A 17,732-nucleotide genomic window follows, 5' to 3' on the forward strand; every position below is an offset into this window, starting at 1 on the left:
CTAACACGCCGGGAACACGGTGGTTTGAATTGCCTTTAAGCCCACCTTACGGGCGTCACACGCCCTTAAGGTGGCCTTAACGGCATGACGCGTCAGAGGTTGCCGCGGCGCTCCTGCTCGCGCTCGATGGCCTCGAACAGCGCCTTGAAGTTCCCCTTGCCGAAGCCGAGCGAGCCGTGCCGCTCGATCATCTCGTAGAACACCGTCGGCCGGTCGCCGATGGGCTTGGTGAAGATCTGCAGCAGATAGCCGTCCTCGTCGCGGTCGACCAGGATCTTGTGCTCCTGCAACGTTTCGATCGGCACCCGCACCTCGCCGATCCGCGCCCGCAGCTCCGGGTCCTCGTAGTAGGAGTCCGGGGTGTCCAGGAACTCGACGCCCGCCGCGCGCATCGCGGTCACCGTGGCCACGATGTCGTTGGTGGCCAAGGCGATGTGCTGGCAGCCCGCGCCGTCGTAGAACTCCAGGTACTCGTCGATCTGCGACTTCTTCTTCGCCACCGCAGGCTCGTTGAGCGGGAACTTGACGCGGTGGTTGCCGTTCGAGACGACCTTGCTCATCAGCGCCGAGTACTCGGTCGCGATGTCATCGCCGACGAACTCCGCCATGTTCACGAAGCCCATGACGCGGTGGTACCAGTCGACCCAGTAGTCCATCTTGCCGAGCTCGACGTTGCCGACGCAGTGGTCGACCGCCTGGAACAGCCGCTTCGGCGCGCCCTCCGGCCGCTTCACCGTGCTCTCGCGCGGCTCGAAGCCGGGCAGGTAGACGCCGTTGTAGCGCGAGCGGTCGACCAGCGAGTGGCGGGTTTCGCCGTAGGTCGCGATCGCGGCGACGCGCACGGTGCCGTGCTCGTCGGAGACGTCGTGCGGTTCCTCGAGGATCGTCGCGCCCTGCGCGCGGGCGTGCTCGACGCACTTGTCGACGTCGTCGGTCTCCAGCGCCAGGTCGATGACGCCGTCGCCGTGCTTGCGGTGGTGGTCCAGCAGCGGGGAGTCCGGCTTGACCCCGCCGGTGATCACGAAGCGCGCCGAGCCGGACTTCAGCACGAAGGACTTGCGCTCGAAGTCGCCGGTTTCCGGGCCGGAGTAGGCGACCAGCTGCATTCCGAAGGCGACCTGGTAGAACCAGGCCGTCTGGGTGGCGTTACCCGCGATGAACACCACCGCGTCCATGGACTTGACCGGGAACGGGTCGGTCGAGGCGTCGTGGTCGACGAGGCCGACGAGCTGGCGGAGCTGGTCGTAGGAAACGTCGTCGAGGGCACCGGGGGAATCGACTGTGGTCATGGTCGAAGCATCCGTTTATGCGGCAAGATGTGCAATGGTTGTTGTTTTGACTGGACAATCTGCCTAGTTGAACGCCGTGACGTGGCGACATCTTGGACAACCTGCGCAGGAGGAACGGCAGTGTCGGAAACCCTGGACGCGCTCGACGCGCGGCTGTTGCTGTTGCTCACCGACGCACCCCGGCTCGGGGTGCTCGAATGCGCACGGCGCCTCGGCGTCGCGCGCGGGACGGTGCAGGCGCGGCTCGACCGGCTCACCGAACGCGGCATCCTCGGCGGTTTCCCGCCCGAGGTCGACCTCGCCGCGATGGGCTACGGGCTCACCGCGTTCGCCGTGCTGGAGATCGCGCAGGGCAAACGCGCCGGGGTGGCCGAGGCGCTCGCCGCGATCGACGAGGTCTGCGAGGTGCACGCCACCACCGGACAGGGCGACCTGTTCGTCCGGATGGTGGCGCGCGGCAACGACGACCTGCAACGCGTCATCGACGAGGTCGTCAGCGTCCCGGACGTCCTGCGCACCTCGACGTCGATCGCCCTGTCGACGCCGGTGGCGCCGCGGGTGCGTCCCTTGCTGGAACGCACCGCGCGGTCGTGAATCAGGCTTCGAGCGCGTAGGCCAGGTAACGCTTCGCCGAGCGCTGCACGACGTCGTGCCCGTCGGAGCGGACGATCGCGTCCCACCAGGCGCCGTAGATCGCCTCGAACGCGTAGGGCTCGAGCAGCTCCGCCGCGCGCCGGACGACGCTGGGCCGCTCCGGGATCAGGTTCGGGTAGCTGTACATGAAGCCCACATGCGTGCGGTCGGGGACGACCTGCACGATGTCGCCGGACAGCAGCGCACCGCGGCCGTGCTCGCCGTCGGGCCAGTGCAGGACCGTGCCGCCCGCGAAGTGCACGCCGAGGTTGATCAGCCGCAGGCCCGGCGCGACGTCGAGCGTCGTCCCGGACCACAGGCGGATGGCCGGATCCGGCCGCCCGATCCACTGCTGATCCTTTTCGTGCAGGTAGATCGGCGCGTCGAAGGCACGGGACCACTCGACCATCGTCGTGTAGTAGTGCGGGTGGCTGATCGCGATGCCGGTGATGCCGCCGAGTTCGCCGACCTGGCGGACCAGCTCGTCGTCGAGGTATCCGGCGCAGTCCCACAGGAAGTTGCCGGACGCGGCCTGCACCAGCAGCGCGCGTTCGCCGATCGCGAAGTTCGGCGTCGAGCCGACGCCGATGAGCCCCGGCCCTTGCTCCTCGATCCGCGGCACGTAGTCGCCGCTCGCGCGGACGGTGTCCAGATCGGTCCAGCGCTGGCCCGTCGCGATGGGGACGTACTGACGCTCGTCCTCGCAGATGGGGCAGTCCGCCCGCGGCTGCGCGTACTGCATCCCGCAGGTCGCGCACATCGGTTCGCTACTCATGGTGAGCCCTCCCAGTAAGACGTACCGGGGGAACACTAGCCGGAACCCATGCGCGCCCGGCCATGCGACCGGCCGGGCGCGCCGGTCTCGTCAGCTCTCGCTGTACGGAACGGCCTTCACCAGCGTGACCTTCATGGTCTTGCCGTTGGGCAGCTCGTACTCGCGCTCCTCGCCCTCCTTGGCGCCGAGCAGGGCCCTGCCCAGCGGCGACTCGGGGGAGTACACGTCGAGGTCGCCTTCGGCGCCTTCCTCGCGGGTCGCGAGCAGGAACTTCTCCGGCTCGTCGTCGCCGTCGTAACGCACGGTCAGCACCTTGCCGGGGCCGGCGGTGCCGTCGTTGGCGGGCGCTTCGCCCACCTTCGCCGACCGCAGCAGCTCCTGCAGGTGGCGGATACGGGCCTCGGCCTGCCCCTGCTCCTCGCGCGCCGCGTGGTAACCGCCGTTTTCCTTGAGGTCACCCTCCTCGCGGCTGTCGTTGATGCGCGCTGCGATGACCGGCCGATTCTCGATCATTTCGTCGAGCTCGTGCTTGAGCCTGTCGTAGGCATCCTGGGTCAGCCAGGTCACCTTCGTGTCACTCACGGTCACCATCTCCTCGTCGGGCCTGCCAGGCTTGGGTATACAAGCCGGCCACCACGCGGAATTCCACTTACCGCGTGGCTGAGATAAAGGAAAAACACGGCCCGTCCGGGGCCGTGCTGGTGGTTCAGGGTATCACGGCATGACGAGTCGACGCCGGTTTTTCCACGCAGCGCGGGCGCTGGACGCGCGTTTCACTCCGTTGGCCGCTAGGGGCTTGACAGATAGCGTGGTACGTCGTACGAGCAGCCGTAGACATCCGCGGTGACCGGTTGCCCGATGCTCTTCACCTCGGTGGTGAGCCTGCTGTGCTTGGCCCCGGCGGGAACCAGGACCTCCTTGCGGCCGCTCTCGGCGCCCGACTTGTCGCGGACCCGCACGATGCAGACGCCCGCGCGGTTGTCGTCGTCACGGGTCACGTTGATGGTGATCTCCGCGCTGTCCGGCTTGAGGACGAAGCCGATCCGCTCGGCCTCGATCGGCGCCGAGCCGAGGTTGAGGTACGCCACATACGCGACCACGCCGCCGACGACCAGCGCGAGCACGAGATAGAGCCACCGGCGCCACGGCCGGGACCTGGTCTGCCGGGACTTGCCGTAGCGGTCCGGGGGCGGCGCCACGGCACCGGCGTCGGCCGTTACCTCGTCTGTGCGCACAACCCGGGCCTCCCGGTCGGTCTTGTCGTACCCGCGAGGACAATGGAGGGACGATCGCGGGCGCGTCTGTGGTCGAGTATCCGTGAACCCGTTCCGGGGCACGAAACTGGGGGCGGGAATAAGGAATGAGAAGGGGTCGTTCGGAGCATGGTGCGAGCTGACGAACTGACAGACGACGGTCACAAGCCACGCCTGCGCCTGATGACGGTGCACGCGCACCCGGACGACGAGTCCAGCAAGGGCGCGGCGACACTGGCGAAGTACTCCGCCGAGGGGCACGAGGTCATGGTCGTGACCTGCACGGGCGGCGAGGCGGGCAGCATCCTTAACCCGGCGATGGACCGGCCGGAGGTGCTGGCCAACATGGCCGACATCCGGCGCGACGAGATGGCTCGCGCGGCCAAGATCCTGGGCGTGAGCCACCGCTGGCTCGGCTTCATCGACTCCGGCCTGCCCGAGGGCGACCCGCTGCCGCCGGTGCCCGAAGGGTCCTTCGCGGTGGTCCCGCTGGAGGAGTCGACCAAGGCGCTGGTCGAGGTCGTGCGCGAGTTCCGTCCGCACGTCGTGGTCACCTACGACGAGAACGGCGGCTATCCGCACCCCGACCACATCCGCACGCACGAGGTCTCGATGGCGGCCTTCGACGCCGCGGGCGACGCGGAGCGTTTCCCGGACGCGGGCGAGCCGTGGCAGCCGCTGAAGCTGTACTACGTGCACGGGTTCTCCCGGGCCCGGATGCTGGCCTTCCACTCCGCGCTGGAGGAGGCGGGGCTGGAGTCGCCCTACACCGAGTGGCTCAAGTCCTGGGACCCCGACAAGGCGGACGTCATGGAACGCGTCACCACCCGCGTCGAATGCGCCGACTACTTCGAGCAGCGTGACGAAGCGCTCAAGGCCCACGCGACGCAGATCGACCCGACCAGCCGCTGGTTCGCCGTCCCGCTGGAGCTGCAGCGGGAGATCTGGCCGACCGAGGAGTACGAGCTGGTCAGGTCGCTGGTGGACAGCACACTGCCGGAGGACGATCTGTTCGCGGGGGTCACGGAGTAAGGTGAGGTCATGAGCTTTCCCCTGCCCTCGATCGCCGTCGTCCCGGCGACGGCGCTGGTGCTGGCACAGCAGCAGCCCGGCAACGGGGACAACGGCGGTCAGGGCGAGGACTTCGGCAAGTCGTCCCCGCTCGGTCTGCTGGTGCTGATCCTTTTCCTGATCGCGGTGGCGTTGCTGGTCCGGTCGATGACGAAGCACCTCAAGCGTCTCCCGAAGAGCTTCGACGAGCCCGCCGAGCAGCAGGACACCGCCGAGCCCGGGGCGAAGGACGAGCAGCCCGCCGCTGCGGAGCAGCAGGTGGAGGCCGCCGCGCCCGCCGATTCTGTCGTGCAGGAGAAGGTTCCCGACAAGGCCGCGAAGGCCGACTGACCCAGGGTTCGTCTCCCGAATTCGCCCAAGTCCGTGAAGGACTCCTTGCCGGCACTCAGCGCTGGTAAGGAGTCCTTCACGGCTTTTACGCCCGATTTCGCTGACTCTCCGTGACTGCGTGTGCGTCGGGCGTGGCTTTCCTGCTACTCTCCCCGGAAATCTGAATCTCATTCACGATTGCCCGGGGTGTCGGATGCGAACACAACGCTGGTGGCGTCGCTTCGCGGGCGTAGCGCTCGTACTGGGGACGATGCTGGTGGGCGTCCAGCCCGCGGCGGCGGGCGAACCCTTTTCCTGGGGCGTGGCGACCGCCGGGTTCCAGTCGGAGGGCTCGGCGCCGACAGCAACTGGAAACGCTACGTCGACCGCAAGACTCCGGCGATCAAGGAGCCGTACGGCAACGCGGTCGACTTCCGGCATCGCTACGCCGAGGACATCGCGCGTGCCAGGGACCTGGGTGTGAAGGCGTTCCGGTTCAGCGTCGAGTGGGCCAGGATCGAGCCGCGGCAGGGCCGGCTCGACGAGGCTGAACTCGCCTACTACGACGACGTCGTCCAGCACATCCTCGACGCGGGCATGAAGCCGATGATCACCCTCGACCATTGGGTGTACCCGGGCTGGGTCGCCGATCAGGGCGGGTGGGGCGGCGACGGGATGGTCGGCGAATGGCTGGCCAACGCGCGCCGCGTCGTCGAGCGGTACCGGGGCAAGGGCGCCCAGTGGATCACGATCAACGAGCCCACTGTCTATGTGCTCAACGAAATCCGCAATGGCGGGCTGCCCTGGTTCAAGGGACTCGACATGCTCGGCAAACTCGTGGACGCGCACCGGCAAGTCTACGACCTGATCCACCGGCTCGATCCCGGCGCCAGGGTCTCCAGCAACGCGGCGTACCAGCCGCCGGTGGAGGGCCTGCTCGATCTGACCTTCGTCGACCGTGTCAAGGACAAGCTCGACTTCCTCGGCGTCGACTACTACTACGGCGCCAGTCTCGACAATTTCACCGCGATCCACGGGATCACCGGTGAGTTCTGGAAAATCACCCCGCAGCCCGACGGGATCTACTTCGTGCTGCGGTACTACGCGCGCAAATTCCCGAACTTGCCGCTCTACGTGGTGGAAAACGGGATGCCGACCGACAACGGCACGGCGCGTCCCGACGGGTACAGCCGTTCGCAGCACCTGCGTGACCACCTCTACTGGGTGCAGCGCGCAAAGGCCGACGGGATGAACGTCATCGGCTTCAACTACTGGAGCATCACCGACAACTACGAATGGGGCAGCTACCGGCCGAGGTTCGGACTGTACACAGTGGACGCGCGGACCGACCCGGCGCTGACCCGCCGGCCGACCGACGCGGTGGCCACCTTCCGCGCGCTGGTCCGCGACGGCGGGAACCCGCCGAACTACCTGCCGGTCGCGCGGCCCTCGTTCTGTTCGCTTGTGGATCCGCTGAGCAGCTGCCTGAATCCGCCCGCTTACCCCGGACCACTGGCGAGGTTACCCTGAGTCTCGTGCGCCGTACCCAGGAACAGCGCAGCGCCGCCACGCGTGCCCGGCTGCTCGAAGCCACCATCGACTGCCTGGTCGAGGAGGGCTACACCGGCACGACCACGACTCGCGTCGCCGAACGCGCCGGGGTGACCCGCGGTGCGCTGGTGCACCACTACCCGGCGAAGGCCGATCTGGTGACGGCCGCCGTGCGGCACCTCGCGACCGCACGCACCGATCTGGCACAGGCCGAACTCGAACGGCTGCGGGCCGCCGACGACCCGGTCGACGTCGGGCTCGACCTGCTCTGGTCCGTCCACAGTGGACCCCTGTTCCGGGCCACCGTCGAGCTGTGGACGGCCGCGCGGTCCGACGCCGAGCTGCGCACGCAGCTGCGGGAGGTCGAGCAGCTGGTCACCGGCGCGTTGCTGGGGTTCGTGGGCGGACTGTATCCCGAGCTCGCGGCCGATCGGGAGGTCCGGCACTGGCTCTACACCGTGATGGACGTCGTGCGCGGAATCCTGGTCAGCGAGGTTGCCGCGCCGGGGCAGGGGAGCGCGGAGGAAGCGGTGCTCGAACGCCGCTGGCAACGCGCGAAACGTCATCTGCGGCTCCTGGCCCCGTCGCTGACCATCGCGAGGACCTAGCTGTCATGCGTCCCAATGAGGTTTTCTCGGTAGGTGCGGGGGTGTGGTTTTGCTGGTGGGTGCTTTCCGGGGGGCTTGGTGGTGCGGTGAAGGGGTCCTTCACGGCACTGAGCGCTGGTAAGGGGGCCTTCGCGGCATGCGGTGGGGTTCGGGGTGTGTGTCGTGAACGCTCCGTTCGGGACGTTCATCGTCGGCATCGGAGCGTTCGCGACATCGGGCGAATGGTGTCGGCGAGCGCGCGGTAAGTCCGAGGGACGCCCTGGGTGCGTCCACCGCACCCAATGCCGCATTGGGGTGTTCGAGTGCCAGCAGAGATGACATGCGTGCAGTACTGTATGTAAATCTTGACGTCTTGACCTGCTAAAACAGGCGTCTCAAGGTCATCTCGTGCCGTCTGGGGCTTGATAAATACAGGCAAGCTTGTATCTTCTCGGGTATCGATCAGGTCGAGGACGAGGGAGTGCTGCGGTGGCGAACAAGGTCTACGTCGTCGGCGTCGGGATGACGAAGTTCGAGAAACCGGGTCGCCGAGAGGGTTGGGACTACCCGCAGATGGCCAAGGAGTCCGGCACGAAGGCGCTCGAAGACGCCGGGATCGGCTTCGAACGCGTCCAGCAGGCCTATGTCGGCTACGTCTACGGCGAGTCGACGTCCGGGCAGCGCGCGGTCTACGAACTGGGGATGACCGGGATCCCGGTGGTCAACGTGAACAACAACTGCTCCACCGGGTCGACGGCGCTTTACCTCGCGGCGGAAGCGATCCGGGGTGGCCGCGCGGACTGCGCGCTCGCGCTCGGCTTCGAGAAGATGCAGCCCGGCTCGCTCGGTTCGACCTACGACGATCGTGAGCAGCCGATGGGCCGCCACCTCCAGGCGCTGGCCGAGATCTCCGAGGTGTTGTTCCCGCCGGCGCCGTGGATGTTCGGCGCGGCGGGCCGCGAGCACATGAAGGCCTACGGCACGACCGCCGAGCATTTCGCCAAGATCGGCGAGAAGAACCATCGCCACTCGGTGAACAACCCCTACGCGCAGTTCCAGGATGTCTATACGCTGCAGGACATTCTCGATTCGCGGATGATCTACGACCCCCTGACCAAACTCCAGTGCTCGCCCACCTCGGACGGTTCGGGCGCCGCGATCCTCGCCAGTGAGTCCTTTGTGGAGGAACACGGGCTGGCGGACCAGGCGGTGGAGATCGTCGGGCAGGCGATGACCACCGACTTCCAGTCCACTTTCGACGGTACGGCGAAGAACATCATCGGCTATGACATGAACGTCCAGGCCGCGCGCCAGGTGTACGAGCAGGCCGGGCTCGGCGCGGACGACTTCCAGGTCATCGAGCTGCACGACTGCTTCTCCGCCAACGAACTCCTGCTGTACGAAGCCCTCGGGCTGTGCGCCGAGGGCGAGGCGGGCAAGCTCGTCGACTCCGGCGACACCACCTATGGCGGCAAATGGGTGGTCAACCCGTCCGGCGGCCTGATCTCCAAGGGGCATCCGCTCGGCGCGACCGGGCTCGCCCAGTGCGCCGAACTGACCTGGCAGCTGCGCGGCACCGCGGACAAACGCCAGGTGGACAACGTCACCGCCGCCCTGCAGCACAACATCGGACTCGGCGGCGCCGCCGTCGTCACCGCCTACCAGCGCGCCGAGCGCTGAACCCGAACCCCGCGAAACCAGGAGGAACGTCATGGGCCAGATCAGCGCGTCGGTCGAGCTCCCCGCCACCCCGGACAAGGTGTGGGCGGAGTTCTCCAACCCCGGCAACTTCGAGAAGTGGCTGACGATCCACACGAAGTGGAAGGGTGAGGTCCCGGCCGAGTTCTCGAAGGGCGCGCAGGCGTCCGAAGTGGTGACCATGCTCGGCATGCCGAACACCATCACCTGGACCGTCGACGAGTTCGAGGCACCGTCCAAACTGGTCATCTCCGGCACCGGGATGGCCGGGGTGAAGGTGAGTTTCCGGTTGTCGGTCGAGGCATCCGGCGCGGGATCGAAGGCGGCCATCGACGCGGAGTTCAGCGGTCAGATGATCGTCGGGGCGCTCGGCAAGGCCGTCGAGAAGGACGGCAAGAAGAACCTCGACGAGTCGCTGGAGAAGTTCAAGGCATTGGTCGGAGCCTGAGATGGCGGAGGAGCTGCGGTTCGATCCGTCCGGTTTGGACAAATGGACCGAGGAGAACCGGTTCGAGGTCACCAGGGAACGGCTGGTCGAGTACGCGAAGGCGACCAACGACCCGATCGAGCGGCATCTCGCAGGGGAGGTCGCGAGCCCGGTGTTCGCGATCGTCCCGGTGTTCCAGTCGCTGCTGGAACCCGCGCTGGAGGTCGTGCCGCCCTCGTTGTTCGGGAACGTCCTGCACGGGGAACAGGATTTCCGGTTCCACCGCCCGATCCGGCCGGGGGACAAGCTCGTCTCGCGCGGCAAGATGATCGGCTACCAGGGCCTGCCGAAGGGGACCCGTGCGACGGTCTACCTCGAAACCCGCGATGAGGACGGCGAGCTCGTCAACGAGCAGTACGTCATGTTCTTCGTCCGGGGCTTCGACACCGGTGAGGAGCGCGGAATACTCGCGCCGGAGCACAAGTTCGACGAGGCGCTGCGGGCGAACTCGGCGGCGGGCAAGGTCAGCCAGCACGTCGACGACGACCAGACGTTCCGGTACGGCCCGGCCGCGGGCGACCCGATGCCGATCCATCTCGACGAGGAAATCGCGAAGGCGTCCGGGCTGCCCGGGATCATCGCGCACGGCCTGTGCACGATGGCGTTCACCTCGTGGGCCTTGCTCACCGAGGTCGCCGGGTCCGATGTGGACAGACTGCGGCGTATCGCGGTCCGCTTCGCCAAACCGGTGCTGCCGGGTCAGGACCTGAGTACGACGATCTGGCGTGCCGGGTCCGCGGACGGTGTCACCAGCTACGCGTACGAAACCAAGGTCGGGGACACCGTGGTGATCTCCGACGGGCTCGCCGAGATCTCCGAAGGGACAAGTTGATGGGAACGCTGGACGGGCGGGTCGCGGTCATCACCGGCGCGGGCCGCGGGATCGGTCGCGAACACGCGCTGCTGTTCGCCGCCGAAGGCGCGAGCGTCGTGGTCAACGACCTCGGCGGCGGGAACGACGGCAGCGGCACGGACGCGGGCCCCGCACAGGAGGTCGTCGAGGAAATCCGTGCGGCGGGCGGGAAAGCCGTCGCCAACACCGGGAACGTCGCCGCGTGGTCCGGCGCCGCGGAGCTGGTCAGCCAGGCCGTCGACGAGTTCGGCCGCCTCGACGTGGTGGTGAACAACGCGGGCATCCTGCGCGACGCGTTCATCGCGAACATCGAGGAAGCGCAGTGGGACGCGGTGATCGCGGTGCATCTCAAGGGGCACGCGGCGGTGCTGCATCACGCGGCGGCGTACTGGAAGGCGGCGAGCAAGGCCGGCGAGCAGGTGGCCGGGGCGGTGATCAACACCGCGTCGGCGTCCGGTACGACGTTGCCCAACGCGGGACAGCTCAACTACGGCGCGGCGAAGGCGGGCATCGCGGCGATGACCCTGGTCGCGGCCGAGGAACTGGAACGCTACGGCGTCCGCGCCAACGCGATCGCGCCCATCGCGCGCACGCGGCTCACCCTGGCGACCCCGGGCATGGGCGCGATCTTCGCGCAGGAGGTGGAGGAAGGCGAGTTCGACGCGTTCTCCCCGGCCAACATCTCCCCGCTGGTGGCCTACCTGGCCACCGAGAAGTGCCCGATCACCGGCAAGGTGTTCGCGGTGCAGGGCGGGGCGATCTCGGAACTGGCGGGCTGGCACGACGTCAAGACCATCGAAACCGACGGTCCCTGGCGGATCGACGATATCGCTCGGAGGCTGCCATGAGTGACAATGGCGAAGCCCACCCATGGCAGCCGACCGGGTGCGGGTGTCCCGCAGATCACAGCCGGTTGCCATGATCGAGTGGTCCGAGACGGAACTGCTGATCCGGGACGCGATCCGGGAGTTCGTCGACAAAGAGATCCGGCCGGTGTCGGCGGAGCTGGAGAGCGGTGATCTGCCGCCGTATGACCTGATCCGGAAGTTCTTCGCCTCCTTCGGGGTCGGCGCGATGGCCGCGGAGGCATTGGAGAAGCAGTTCGCCAGGGCACGGGCGAAGGCCGCGGGCGAGACGCCGGAGAAGAGTTCCGGTGGCGGTGGGCTCGGCGGCCAGGAGTCCATGGCGCTGATCGCCGCGAGCGAGCTGGCCAGGGCGAGCCTGGGGCTCGTCGCGTCGATGGGCGTGAGCATCGGGCTCACCGCGCAGACCATCCAGGCGAAGGGCACCCTGGCGCAGCAGGAACGCTGGCTGCCAGGACTGGTCACCTTCGAGAAGGTGGGGGCGTGGGCGATCACCGAACCGGACTCCGGTTCGGACGCGTTCGGTGGCATGAAGACCTACGTCCGCCGCGACGGCGACGGGTACGTCCTCAATGGACAGAAGACGTTCATCACGAACGGGCCGTACGCGGACGTCATCGTCGTCTACGCCAAACTGGACGAGGGGGACGGCGCCGATCCGAGGGACCGCAAGGTGCTCACCTTCGTCCTGGAGTCCGGAATGGACGGTCTGACCCAGGGCAGGCCGTTCAAGAAGATGGGCATGATGTCCTCGCCCACCGGTGAGCTGTTCTTCGACAACGTGCGGCTGGAGCCGGATCGGCTGCTCGGCGAGATCGAGGAATCCCGTGGTGGGGACGGCCGGGACAGCGCGCGGGCGAGCTTCACCGCCGAGCGGATCGGCGTCGCCGCGTTGTCGCTCGGGATCATCGAGGAATGCCACCGGCTCTGCCTCGGCTACGCGAAGAGCCGCAAGCTGTGGGGCCAGGAGATCGGGCGGTTCCAGCTGATCCAGCTGAAGCTGGCGAAGATGGAGGTCGCCAGGATCAACGTGCGGAACATGGTGTTCCAGGCGATCGAGGCGACGCGGGCGGGCAAGCCGCCGACGCTCGCGGAGGCCTCGGCGATGAAGCTGTACTCGTCCGAGGCGGCCACCGAGGTCGCGATGGAGGCGGTGCAGCTCTTCGGCGGCAATGGCTACATGGCCGAGTACCAGGTCGAACGGCTGGCCAGGGACGCGAAGTCGCTGATGATCTACGCCGGGAGCAACGAGATCCAGGTGACCCACATCGCCAAGGGCCTGCTGGGCTGAGATGCCGTTAAGGCCACCTTACGGGCGTCAGACGCCCGTAAGGTGGCCTTAACGGTATGCGGGAGGCCTAGTCGCGTTCGATGAGGTGGCCGACGACGTCGGGGCCCGGGTGGGCGTGGCCGGAGCCGTCGCGGCGCAGGTCGACCTCTGGCAGCTCGACCGGATCACCGTTCTTCGCCGCGCCCGCCGGTCGCGGACCGACCCAGGCCACCACCAGCCGGGTCTCGCCCTTGAGGAACCGCTGCGCGCGGACGCCGGCCGTCGCGCGGCCCTTCGCCGGGTACTCGCTGAACGGGGTCACCTTCACGCTCGCGCCGGTGGCCGTGATGACCATCGGCTCGCCGTGCTCGTCGTCGTCGGTGCGGACGGCGCCGAAGAACACCACGTCCGCGCCCTTCGTGCCGAGGTTGATCCCGGCCATGCCGCCACCCTTGAGCCCCTGCGGACGCACGAGCGATGCGGGGTACTTCAGCAGTGCGGCCTCCGAGGACATGAACGTCAGCGTCTCGTTGCCGTCGGTGAGCCAGGTGGCGCCGACGATCTCGTCACCGTCCTTGAGCGTGATGACGTCGAACTCGTCGGACCGCACGGGCCATTCCGGCGCGCACACCTTCACCACGCCCAGCTTCGTGCCGACCGCCAGACCCGGCGAACCCGCCGCCTGCTCGCCCAGCGGCGCGATGCCGACGACCCGTTCGCCCTTCTCCAGCGGGACCAGCTCACGTGCGGCCATGCCGCCGCGCAGGGACACCGTGCCCGCCTGGTCCGGCAGCACCGGCAGCGGCAGCACGTCGGTCTTGAACGCCCGGCCCTTGCTGGTCACGAGCAGGACCTGACCGCGCGCGGTGGTGTGGACCACCGCGGACACCGCGTCGTGCTTCACCCGCCCGTTGCGCCGCCGCGCTTCCGAGGACTCCTCCGACTCGGCTGCGGTCCGCGCGACCAGCCCCGTTGCGGACAGGATCACCTGGCACGGGTCGTCGCTGACCTCCAGCGGGCCGGACGGCTTCGACGCGGCCAGCACCTCCTTGAGGTCACCGTCGATCAGCGCGGTGCGCCGCTCGGTCGGGAAGTCCTTGGCGACCTTGGCCAGTTCGTTCGACACGACCTTGCGCAGCACCGATTCGTCGTCGAGGATCTTCGACAGCTCGGCGATCTCGTCGCGCAGCCTGTCCTGTTCGGACTCCAGCTCCAGCCGGTCGTACTTGGTGAGCCTGCGCAGCGGAGTGTCCAAAATGTACTGCGCCTGGATCTCCGAGAGCTTGAACCGCTTCATCAGGCCGTCCTTCGCGGCCTGCGCGTTGTCGCTGTCGCGGATCAGCCTGATCACCTTGTCGATGTTCAGCAACGCGACGAGCAGGCCGTCGACCAGGTGCAGCCGCTCCTCGCGCTTGCGGCGGCGGTAGCGGGTGCGGCGGGTGACGACCTCGTAGCGGTGCCGCAGGAAGACCTCCAGCAGCGCCTTGAGCCCGAGTGTGCGCGGCTGGCCCTCGACGAGCACGAGGTTGTTGATACCGAAGGACTGCTCCAGCGGCGTGAGCCGGTAGAGGTCGGCGAGCAGCGCCTGCGGGTTCACCCCGACCTTGCACTCGATCACCAGCCGGGTGCCGTTCTCGCGGTCGGTCAGGTCCTTGACGTCGGCGATGCCGGTGAGCCGCTTGGACTTGTTGACCTCGTCGGTGATCTTCTCGATCACCTTCTCCGGCCCGACACCGTAGGGGAGCTCGGTGACGGTGATGGCCTGCCTGCCGCGACTCCCTTCGAGCGGCCCGGTCTCGCAGCGGGCACGCATCCGCACCACGCCGCGGCCGGTTTCGTACGCCTTGCGCACCTCGTCCAGCCCCAGCAGCGTGCCGCCGGTGGGCAGATCGGGGCCGGGCACGAACTCCATCAGCTTTTCGAGCGTGGCGTTCGGATGCGTGATCAGCCAGCGCGCCGCCGCGATGACCTCGCCCATGTTGTGCGGGATCATGTTGGTCGCCATCCCGACCGCGATCCCGGACGTGCCGTTGACCAGGAGGTTCGGGAACGCCGCCGGCAGCACGGACGGCTCCTCGAGCGAACCGTCGTAGTTGGGCCGGAAGTCGACGGTGTCCTCGTTGAGTTCCCCGACCAACTGCATCGCCTCGGGCGACATCCGTGCTTCTGTATAACGCGAAGCCGCCGGTCCATCGTCTGGGCTACCAAAGTTGCCATGCCCGTCGATCAGTGGCGCGTTGAGCGAGAAGTCCTGCGCCATGCGGACCATCGAGTCGTAGATCGCCGTATCGCCGTGCGGGTGGTACTTGCCCATTGTGTCGCCGACCACACGTGACGACTTCACATACGAGTGGGTCGGGCGATAGCCATTCTCGTGCATCGAGAACAGGATCCGGCGGTGCACCGGCTTGAGGCCGTCTCGCGCATCCGGCAGCGCACGCGCGTGGATGACCGAGTAGGCGTATTCGAGGTACGAATCCTCGATCTCGGTCTTCAACGGGTTGTCGAAGACCTGCGCGCCCGGCTGGTCGAAGGCGGCGGGGTCGACGCGGGTGGTGGGGGCCTTGCGGCGTGCCATTACTCAGAACTCCTTGGTAGCACTGGCGAATCAGGCATCGATGGCTTCGCGGTCGACCCGGTCGGAGGACTCGACGAGCCAGTTCCGGCGGGGCTCGACCTTCTCGCCCATCAGCAGTTCGAGTGCGGCCTCGGCGGCTTCGGCGTCCTCGATGGTGATCCGGCGGACCGCCCGGGTGGCCGGGTTCATCGTGGTCTCCCACAGCTCGTCGGCGTCCATCTCGCCGAGACCCTTGAACCGGGGAACCGGCGTGACGATCTGCTTGCCCGCCGCTTCCAGTTCGGCGTACTTCGCCTCCATCTCCCGCTGGGTGAAGGTGAAGTGGGTTTCCGGGTTGCGGCCCTTGGTGATCAGCTTGTGCAGCGGCGGCATCGCCGCGTACAGCCTGCCGTCCTCGATCACCGGCCGCATGTACTTGGCGAACAGCGTGATCAGCAGCGTCCGGATGTGCGAGCCGTCGACGTCCGCGTCGGCCATCAGGATGACGCGGCCGTAACGCATGGTGGACAGGTCGAACGTGCGCCCGCTGCCCGCGCCGAGTACCTGCACGATCGACGCGATCTCGGCGTTCTTCAGCGTGTCGCCGAGGCTCGCCTTCTGCACGTTGAGGATCTTGCCGCGCAGCGGCAGCAGCGCCTGGTACTCCGACACCCGCGCCATGCGCGCCGAGCCAAGGGCGCTGTCGCCTTCCACGAGAAACAGCTCGCTGCGGGAGACGCCGGTGGTGCGGCAGTCGACCAGCTTCGGCGGCATGGCCGCGCCCTCCAGCGCGGTCTTGCGGCGGGCGGCGTCCTTCTGCTGCTTCTGGGTGAGCCGGACGCGGGCGGCGTCGACGACCTTCTGCAGCACGATCTTGGCCTCGGACTTGGTCTTGCGATCCTCGGTCCACGCCTTGACGTGCTTGTCGACGATGCCCTGGATGACGCGGGTGATCCCGGCGGTGGACAGCTCGTCCTTGGTCTGCGAGGTGAACTGCGGTTCGGGCAGCCGGACGTGGATCACGGCGGTCATGCCCTCGAGCACGTCCTCGATGGTCGGCATGTCCTCCTTGGGCTTGAGCAGCCCTCGGGTCTTGCCGATCGCCTCCTGCAGCGCCTTGAGCATCGCGCGGTCGAACCCGCGCCGGTGGGTGCCGCCGTGCACGTTGCGGATGGTGTTGGTGAAGCACTCGACCGTGCGCTCGTAGCCGGTGCCCCAGCGGAGCGCGACCTCGACCTCGGCGTGACGCTCCACATTGGACTGCATGACGCCGCTGGCGTCGGCGGCGTTCTCCTTGTAGGTGCCTTCGCCGCTGATCAGCAGGGTGCCGCAGACCGGCTTGTCCCCGGCGGGGGCCAGGAAGTCGACCATGTCCTTGACGCCGTGGGGGAAGTGGAAGGTCTCCTCGCTGATCGCGTCGTCCACCGCGGTGCGCAGCACGTAGGTGACGCCGGGGACGAGGAACGCGGTGTTGCGCAGCTTCGCGCGCACGGCTTCGACGTCGAGGGCGGCGCCGGTCTCGAAGTAGCGGGCGTCGTACCAGTAGCGGATCGACGTGCCGCTGCGTTCGCCGCGCTTCATCCTGCCCGTGACGCCGAGCCCGGAGCGGCGGGTGAACTTCGCCTTCGGCCCCGGCCCGTCGAAGGTGCCCGGCACGCCGTGCGCGAACGACATCTCGTGCACCTTGCCGTTCTGCTTCACGGTGACGTCGAAGCGGTGCGACAGGGCGTTGACCGCCGACGCGCCGACGCCGTGCAGGCCGCCGGAGGTCTTGTAGCCGGATCCGCCGAACTTGCCGCCCGCGTGCAGCCTGGTCAGCACCAGCTCGACACCGGACAGACCGGACTTCGCGTGCACCCCGGTGGGGATGCCGCGGCCGTCGTCGTCGACCTGCACGCTGCCGTCGGCGTGCAGGGTCACCACGACGCGGGTGGCGTGCCCGGCCACGCCCTCGTCGGTGGAGTTGTCCACCACCTCGGAGAACAGGTGGTTGATACCGCGGCTGTCGGTGGAGCCGATGTACATCCCCGGACGCTTGCGGACCGCTTCCAGTCCTTCGAGATGCGTGAGGTCGTCGGCCCCGTACAAGGTCTCAGCAGTCACAGGGGTCGCTCTCCCGGATCGTGGCTCGCGAACGTTGTTCGGGGGGTGGTGCCCGGCGGGACACCGTAACGCAGGATATCCGCCGACCCCGACAGCTTTCGCGCACTCGGCCCCTGGAGTGGCGCGTCAGGCAGGGGAGAGCCCGTGCCGGGCGGGGCGGAGGGGGCCGCCGGGAGGGGTACCGAGGGGGTGTGGGCACACTCGGCACGACGAAAGTCCGGGATCAATCCAGAAGGTGTTACGAAACTTGTTCATGTTTGGTTGAACACGTCTTTGTGCGCTTTCATGTGAATTTCACAGACACTCCCGGGTGATGATCATGGCGCCGGTAATCGGCAGGGGGAAAGGGGACGTCTGACGTGTTCGGGGCCGTCATGTTCGCGGATTGGTCGAATGGTGCGAAACCGGCGAGTTCTTGGCTGGTAGGAAAATC

Annotated in this window: 16 protein-coding genes; 10 read left to right on the forward strand and 6 right to left on the reverse strand. The window is 67.7% G+C overall.

Annotated features, from left to right (window positions below; all coding sequences use genetic code 11):
• Positions 1 to 92 precede the first annotated feature (92 nt).
• Positions 93 to 1,289 carry a 4-hydroxyphenylpyruvate dioxygenase gene (gene hppD / locus ACFW0G_RS42045; RefSeq protein WP_378331144.1) on the reverse strand — a complete coding sequence of 399 codons (1,197 nt, stop codon included), beginning with the start codon at positions 1,287 to 1,289 and terminating at the stop codon, positions 93 to 95.
• 120 nt (positions 1,290 to 1,409) lie between these two features.
• Here hppD and ACFW0G_RS42050 point away from each other — a divergent pair, with 120 nt between their 5' ends.
• A complete protein-coding gene (locus ACFW0G_RS42050; protein ID WP_378331145.1) occupies positions 1,410 to 1,883 on the forward strand; it encodes an Lrp/AsnC family transcriptional regulator in 474 nt (157 codons plus the stop codon).
• Between the two features lies 1 nt (position 1,884).
• On the opposite strand, the gene ACFW0G_RS42055 is transcribed toward ACFW0G_RS42050, so the two are convergent.
• The 3 genes from ACFW0G_RS42055 to ACFW0G_RS42065 all read right to left on the reverse strand — a co-directional run bounded on the left by ACFW0G_RS42055 (position 1,885) and on the right by ACFW0G_RS42065 (position 3,932).
• On the reverse strand, positions 1,885 to 2,697 hold the full coding sequence (locus ACFW0G_RS42055; RefSeq protein ID WP_378331146.1) for an MBL fold metallo-hydrolase: 813 nt from the start codon (positions 2,695 to 2,697) through the stop codon (positions 1,885 to 1,887).
• A 90-nt stretch (positions 2,698 to 2,787) separates the two neighbouring features.
• Positions 2,788 to 3,288 (reverse strand): transcription elongation factor GreA, encoded by a 501-nt coding sequence (greA, locus tag ACFW0G_RS42060; RefSeq protein WP_378331147.1) that lies wholly within the window; start codon positions 3,286 to 3,288, stop codon positions 2,788 to 2,790.
• A gap of 197 nt (positions 3,289 to 3,485) precedes the next feature.
• Positions 3,486 to 3,932, reverse strand: coding sequence for a DUF4307 domain-containing protein (locus tag ACFW0G_RS42065; protein WP_378331148.1), 447 nt, complete (start codon positions 3,930 to 3,932; stop codon positions 3,486 to 3,488).
• A 147-nt stretch (positions 3,933 to 4,079) separates the two neighbouring features.
• Between ACFW0G_RS42065 and mca the strand changes: the two genes are divergently transcribed.
• The 9 genes from mca to ACFW0G_RS42110 all read left to right on the forward strand — a co-directional run bounded on the left by mca (position 4,080) and on the right by ACFW0G_RS42110 (position 12,660).
• Positions 4,080 to 4,982 carry a mycothiol conjugate amidase Mca gene (gene mca, locus ACFW0G_RS42070; RefSeq protein WP_378331149.1) on the forward strand — a complete coding sequence of 301 codons (903 nt, stop codon included), beginning with the start codon at positions 4,080 to 4,082 and terminating at the stop codon, positions 4,980 to 4,982.
• A gap of 9 nt (positions 4,983 to 4,991) precedes the next feature.
• Positions 4,992 to 5,351, forward strand: coding sequence for a hypothetical protein (locus ACFW0G_RS42075; RefSeq protein WP_378331150.1), 360 nt, complete (start codon positions 4,992 to 4,994; stop codon positions 5,349 to 5,351).
• Between the two features lie 186 nt (positions 5,352 to 5,537).
• Entirely contained in the window at positions 5,538 to 6,860 is a 1,323-nt protein-coding gene (locus ACFW0G_RS42080; RefSeq protein ID WP_378331151.1) for a family 1 glycosylhydrolase, read from the forward strand.
• Positions 6,861 to 6,865: 5 nt separating this feature from the next.
• Positions 6,866 to 7,489, forward strand: coding sequence for a TetR/AcrR family transcriptional regulator (locus tag ACFW0G_RS42085; RefSeq protein WP_378331152.1), 624 nt, complete (start codon positions 6,866 to 6,868; stop codon positions 7,487 to 7,489).
• Between the two features lie 468 nt (positions 7,490 to 7,957).
• Positions 7,958 to 9,148 (forward strand): lipid-transfer protein, encoded by a 1,191-nt coding sequence (locus ACFW0G_RS42090; protein ID WP_378331153.1) that lies wholly within the window; start codon positions 7,958 to 7,960, stop codon positions 9,146 to 9,148.
• A gap of 31 nt (positions 9,149 to 9,179) precedes the next feature.
• Entirely contained in the window at positions 9,180 to 9,614 is a 435-nt protein-coding gene (locus ACFW0G_RS42095) for an SRPBCC family protein (RefSeq protein WP_378331154.1), read from the forward strand.
• 1 nt (position 9,615) lies between these two features.
• Complete coding sequence (locus ACFW0G_RS42100; RefSeq protein WP_378331155.1) at positions 9,616 to 10,485, forward strand: MaoC/PaaZ C-terminal domain-containing protein; 870 nt, start codon at positions 9,616 to 9,618, stop codon at positions 10,483 to 10,485.
• Positions 10,485 to 11,354 carry an SDR family oxidoreductase gene (locus ACFW0G_RS42105; protein WP_378331156.1) on the forward strand — a complete coding sequence of 290 codons (870 nt, stop codon included), beginning with the start codon at positions 10,485 to 10,487 and terminating at the stop codon, positions 11,352 to 11,354. The genes ACFW0G_RS42100 and ACFW0G_RS42105 overlap by 1 nt, the downstream gene beginning before the upstream one ends.
• Before the next feature lie 70 nt (positions 11,355 to 11,424).
• Complete coding sequence (locus ACFW0G_RS42110) at positions 11,425 to 12,660, forward strand: acyl-CoA dehydrogenase family protein (RefSeq protein ID WP_378331157.1); 1,236 nt, start codon at positions 11,425 to 11,427, stop codon at positions 12,658 to 12,660.
• Between the two features lie 67 nt (positions 12,661 to 12,727).
• Here the strand turns inward: ACFW0G_RS42110 and ACFW0G_RS42115 are convergent, their stop codons facing one another.
• Both ACFW0G_RS42115 and ACFW0G_RS42120 read right to left on the reverse strand, forming a co-directional pair.
• Positions 12,728 to 15,217: a DNA topoisomerase (ATP-hydrolyzing) subunit A gene (locus ACFW0G_RS42115; protein ID WP_378331158.1), complete on the reverse strand. Its 2,490-nt coding sequence runs from the start codon at positions 15,215 to 15,217 to the stop codon at positions 12,728 to 12,730.
• 30 nt (positions 15,218 to 15,247) lie between these two features.
• A complete protein-coding gene (locus tag ACFW0G_RS42120) occupies positions 15,248 to 17,299 on the reverse strand; it encodes a type IIA DNA topoisomerase subunit B (protein ID WP_378331159.1) in 2,052 nt (683 codons plus the stop codon).
• Positions 17,300 to 17,732: the final 433 nt, after the last annotated feature.

Source organism: Amycolatopsis sp. NPDC058986, from assembly GCF_042741125.1.
In the GTDB taxonomy this organism is placed as follows: domain Bacteria; phylum Actinomycetota; class Actinomycetes; order Mycobacteriales; family Pseudonocardiaceae; genus Amycolatopsis.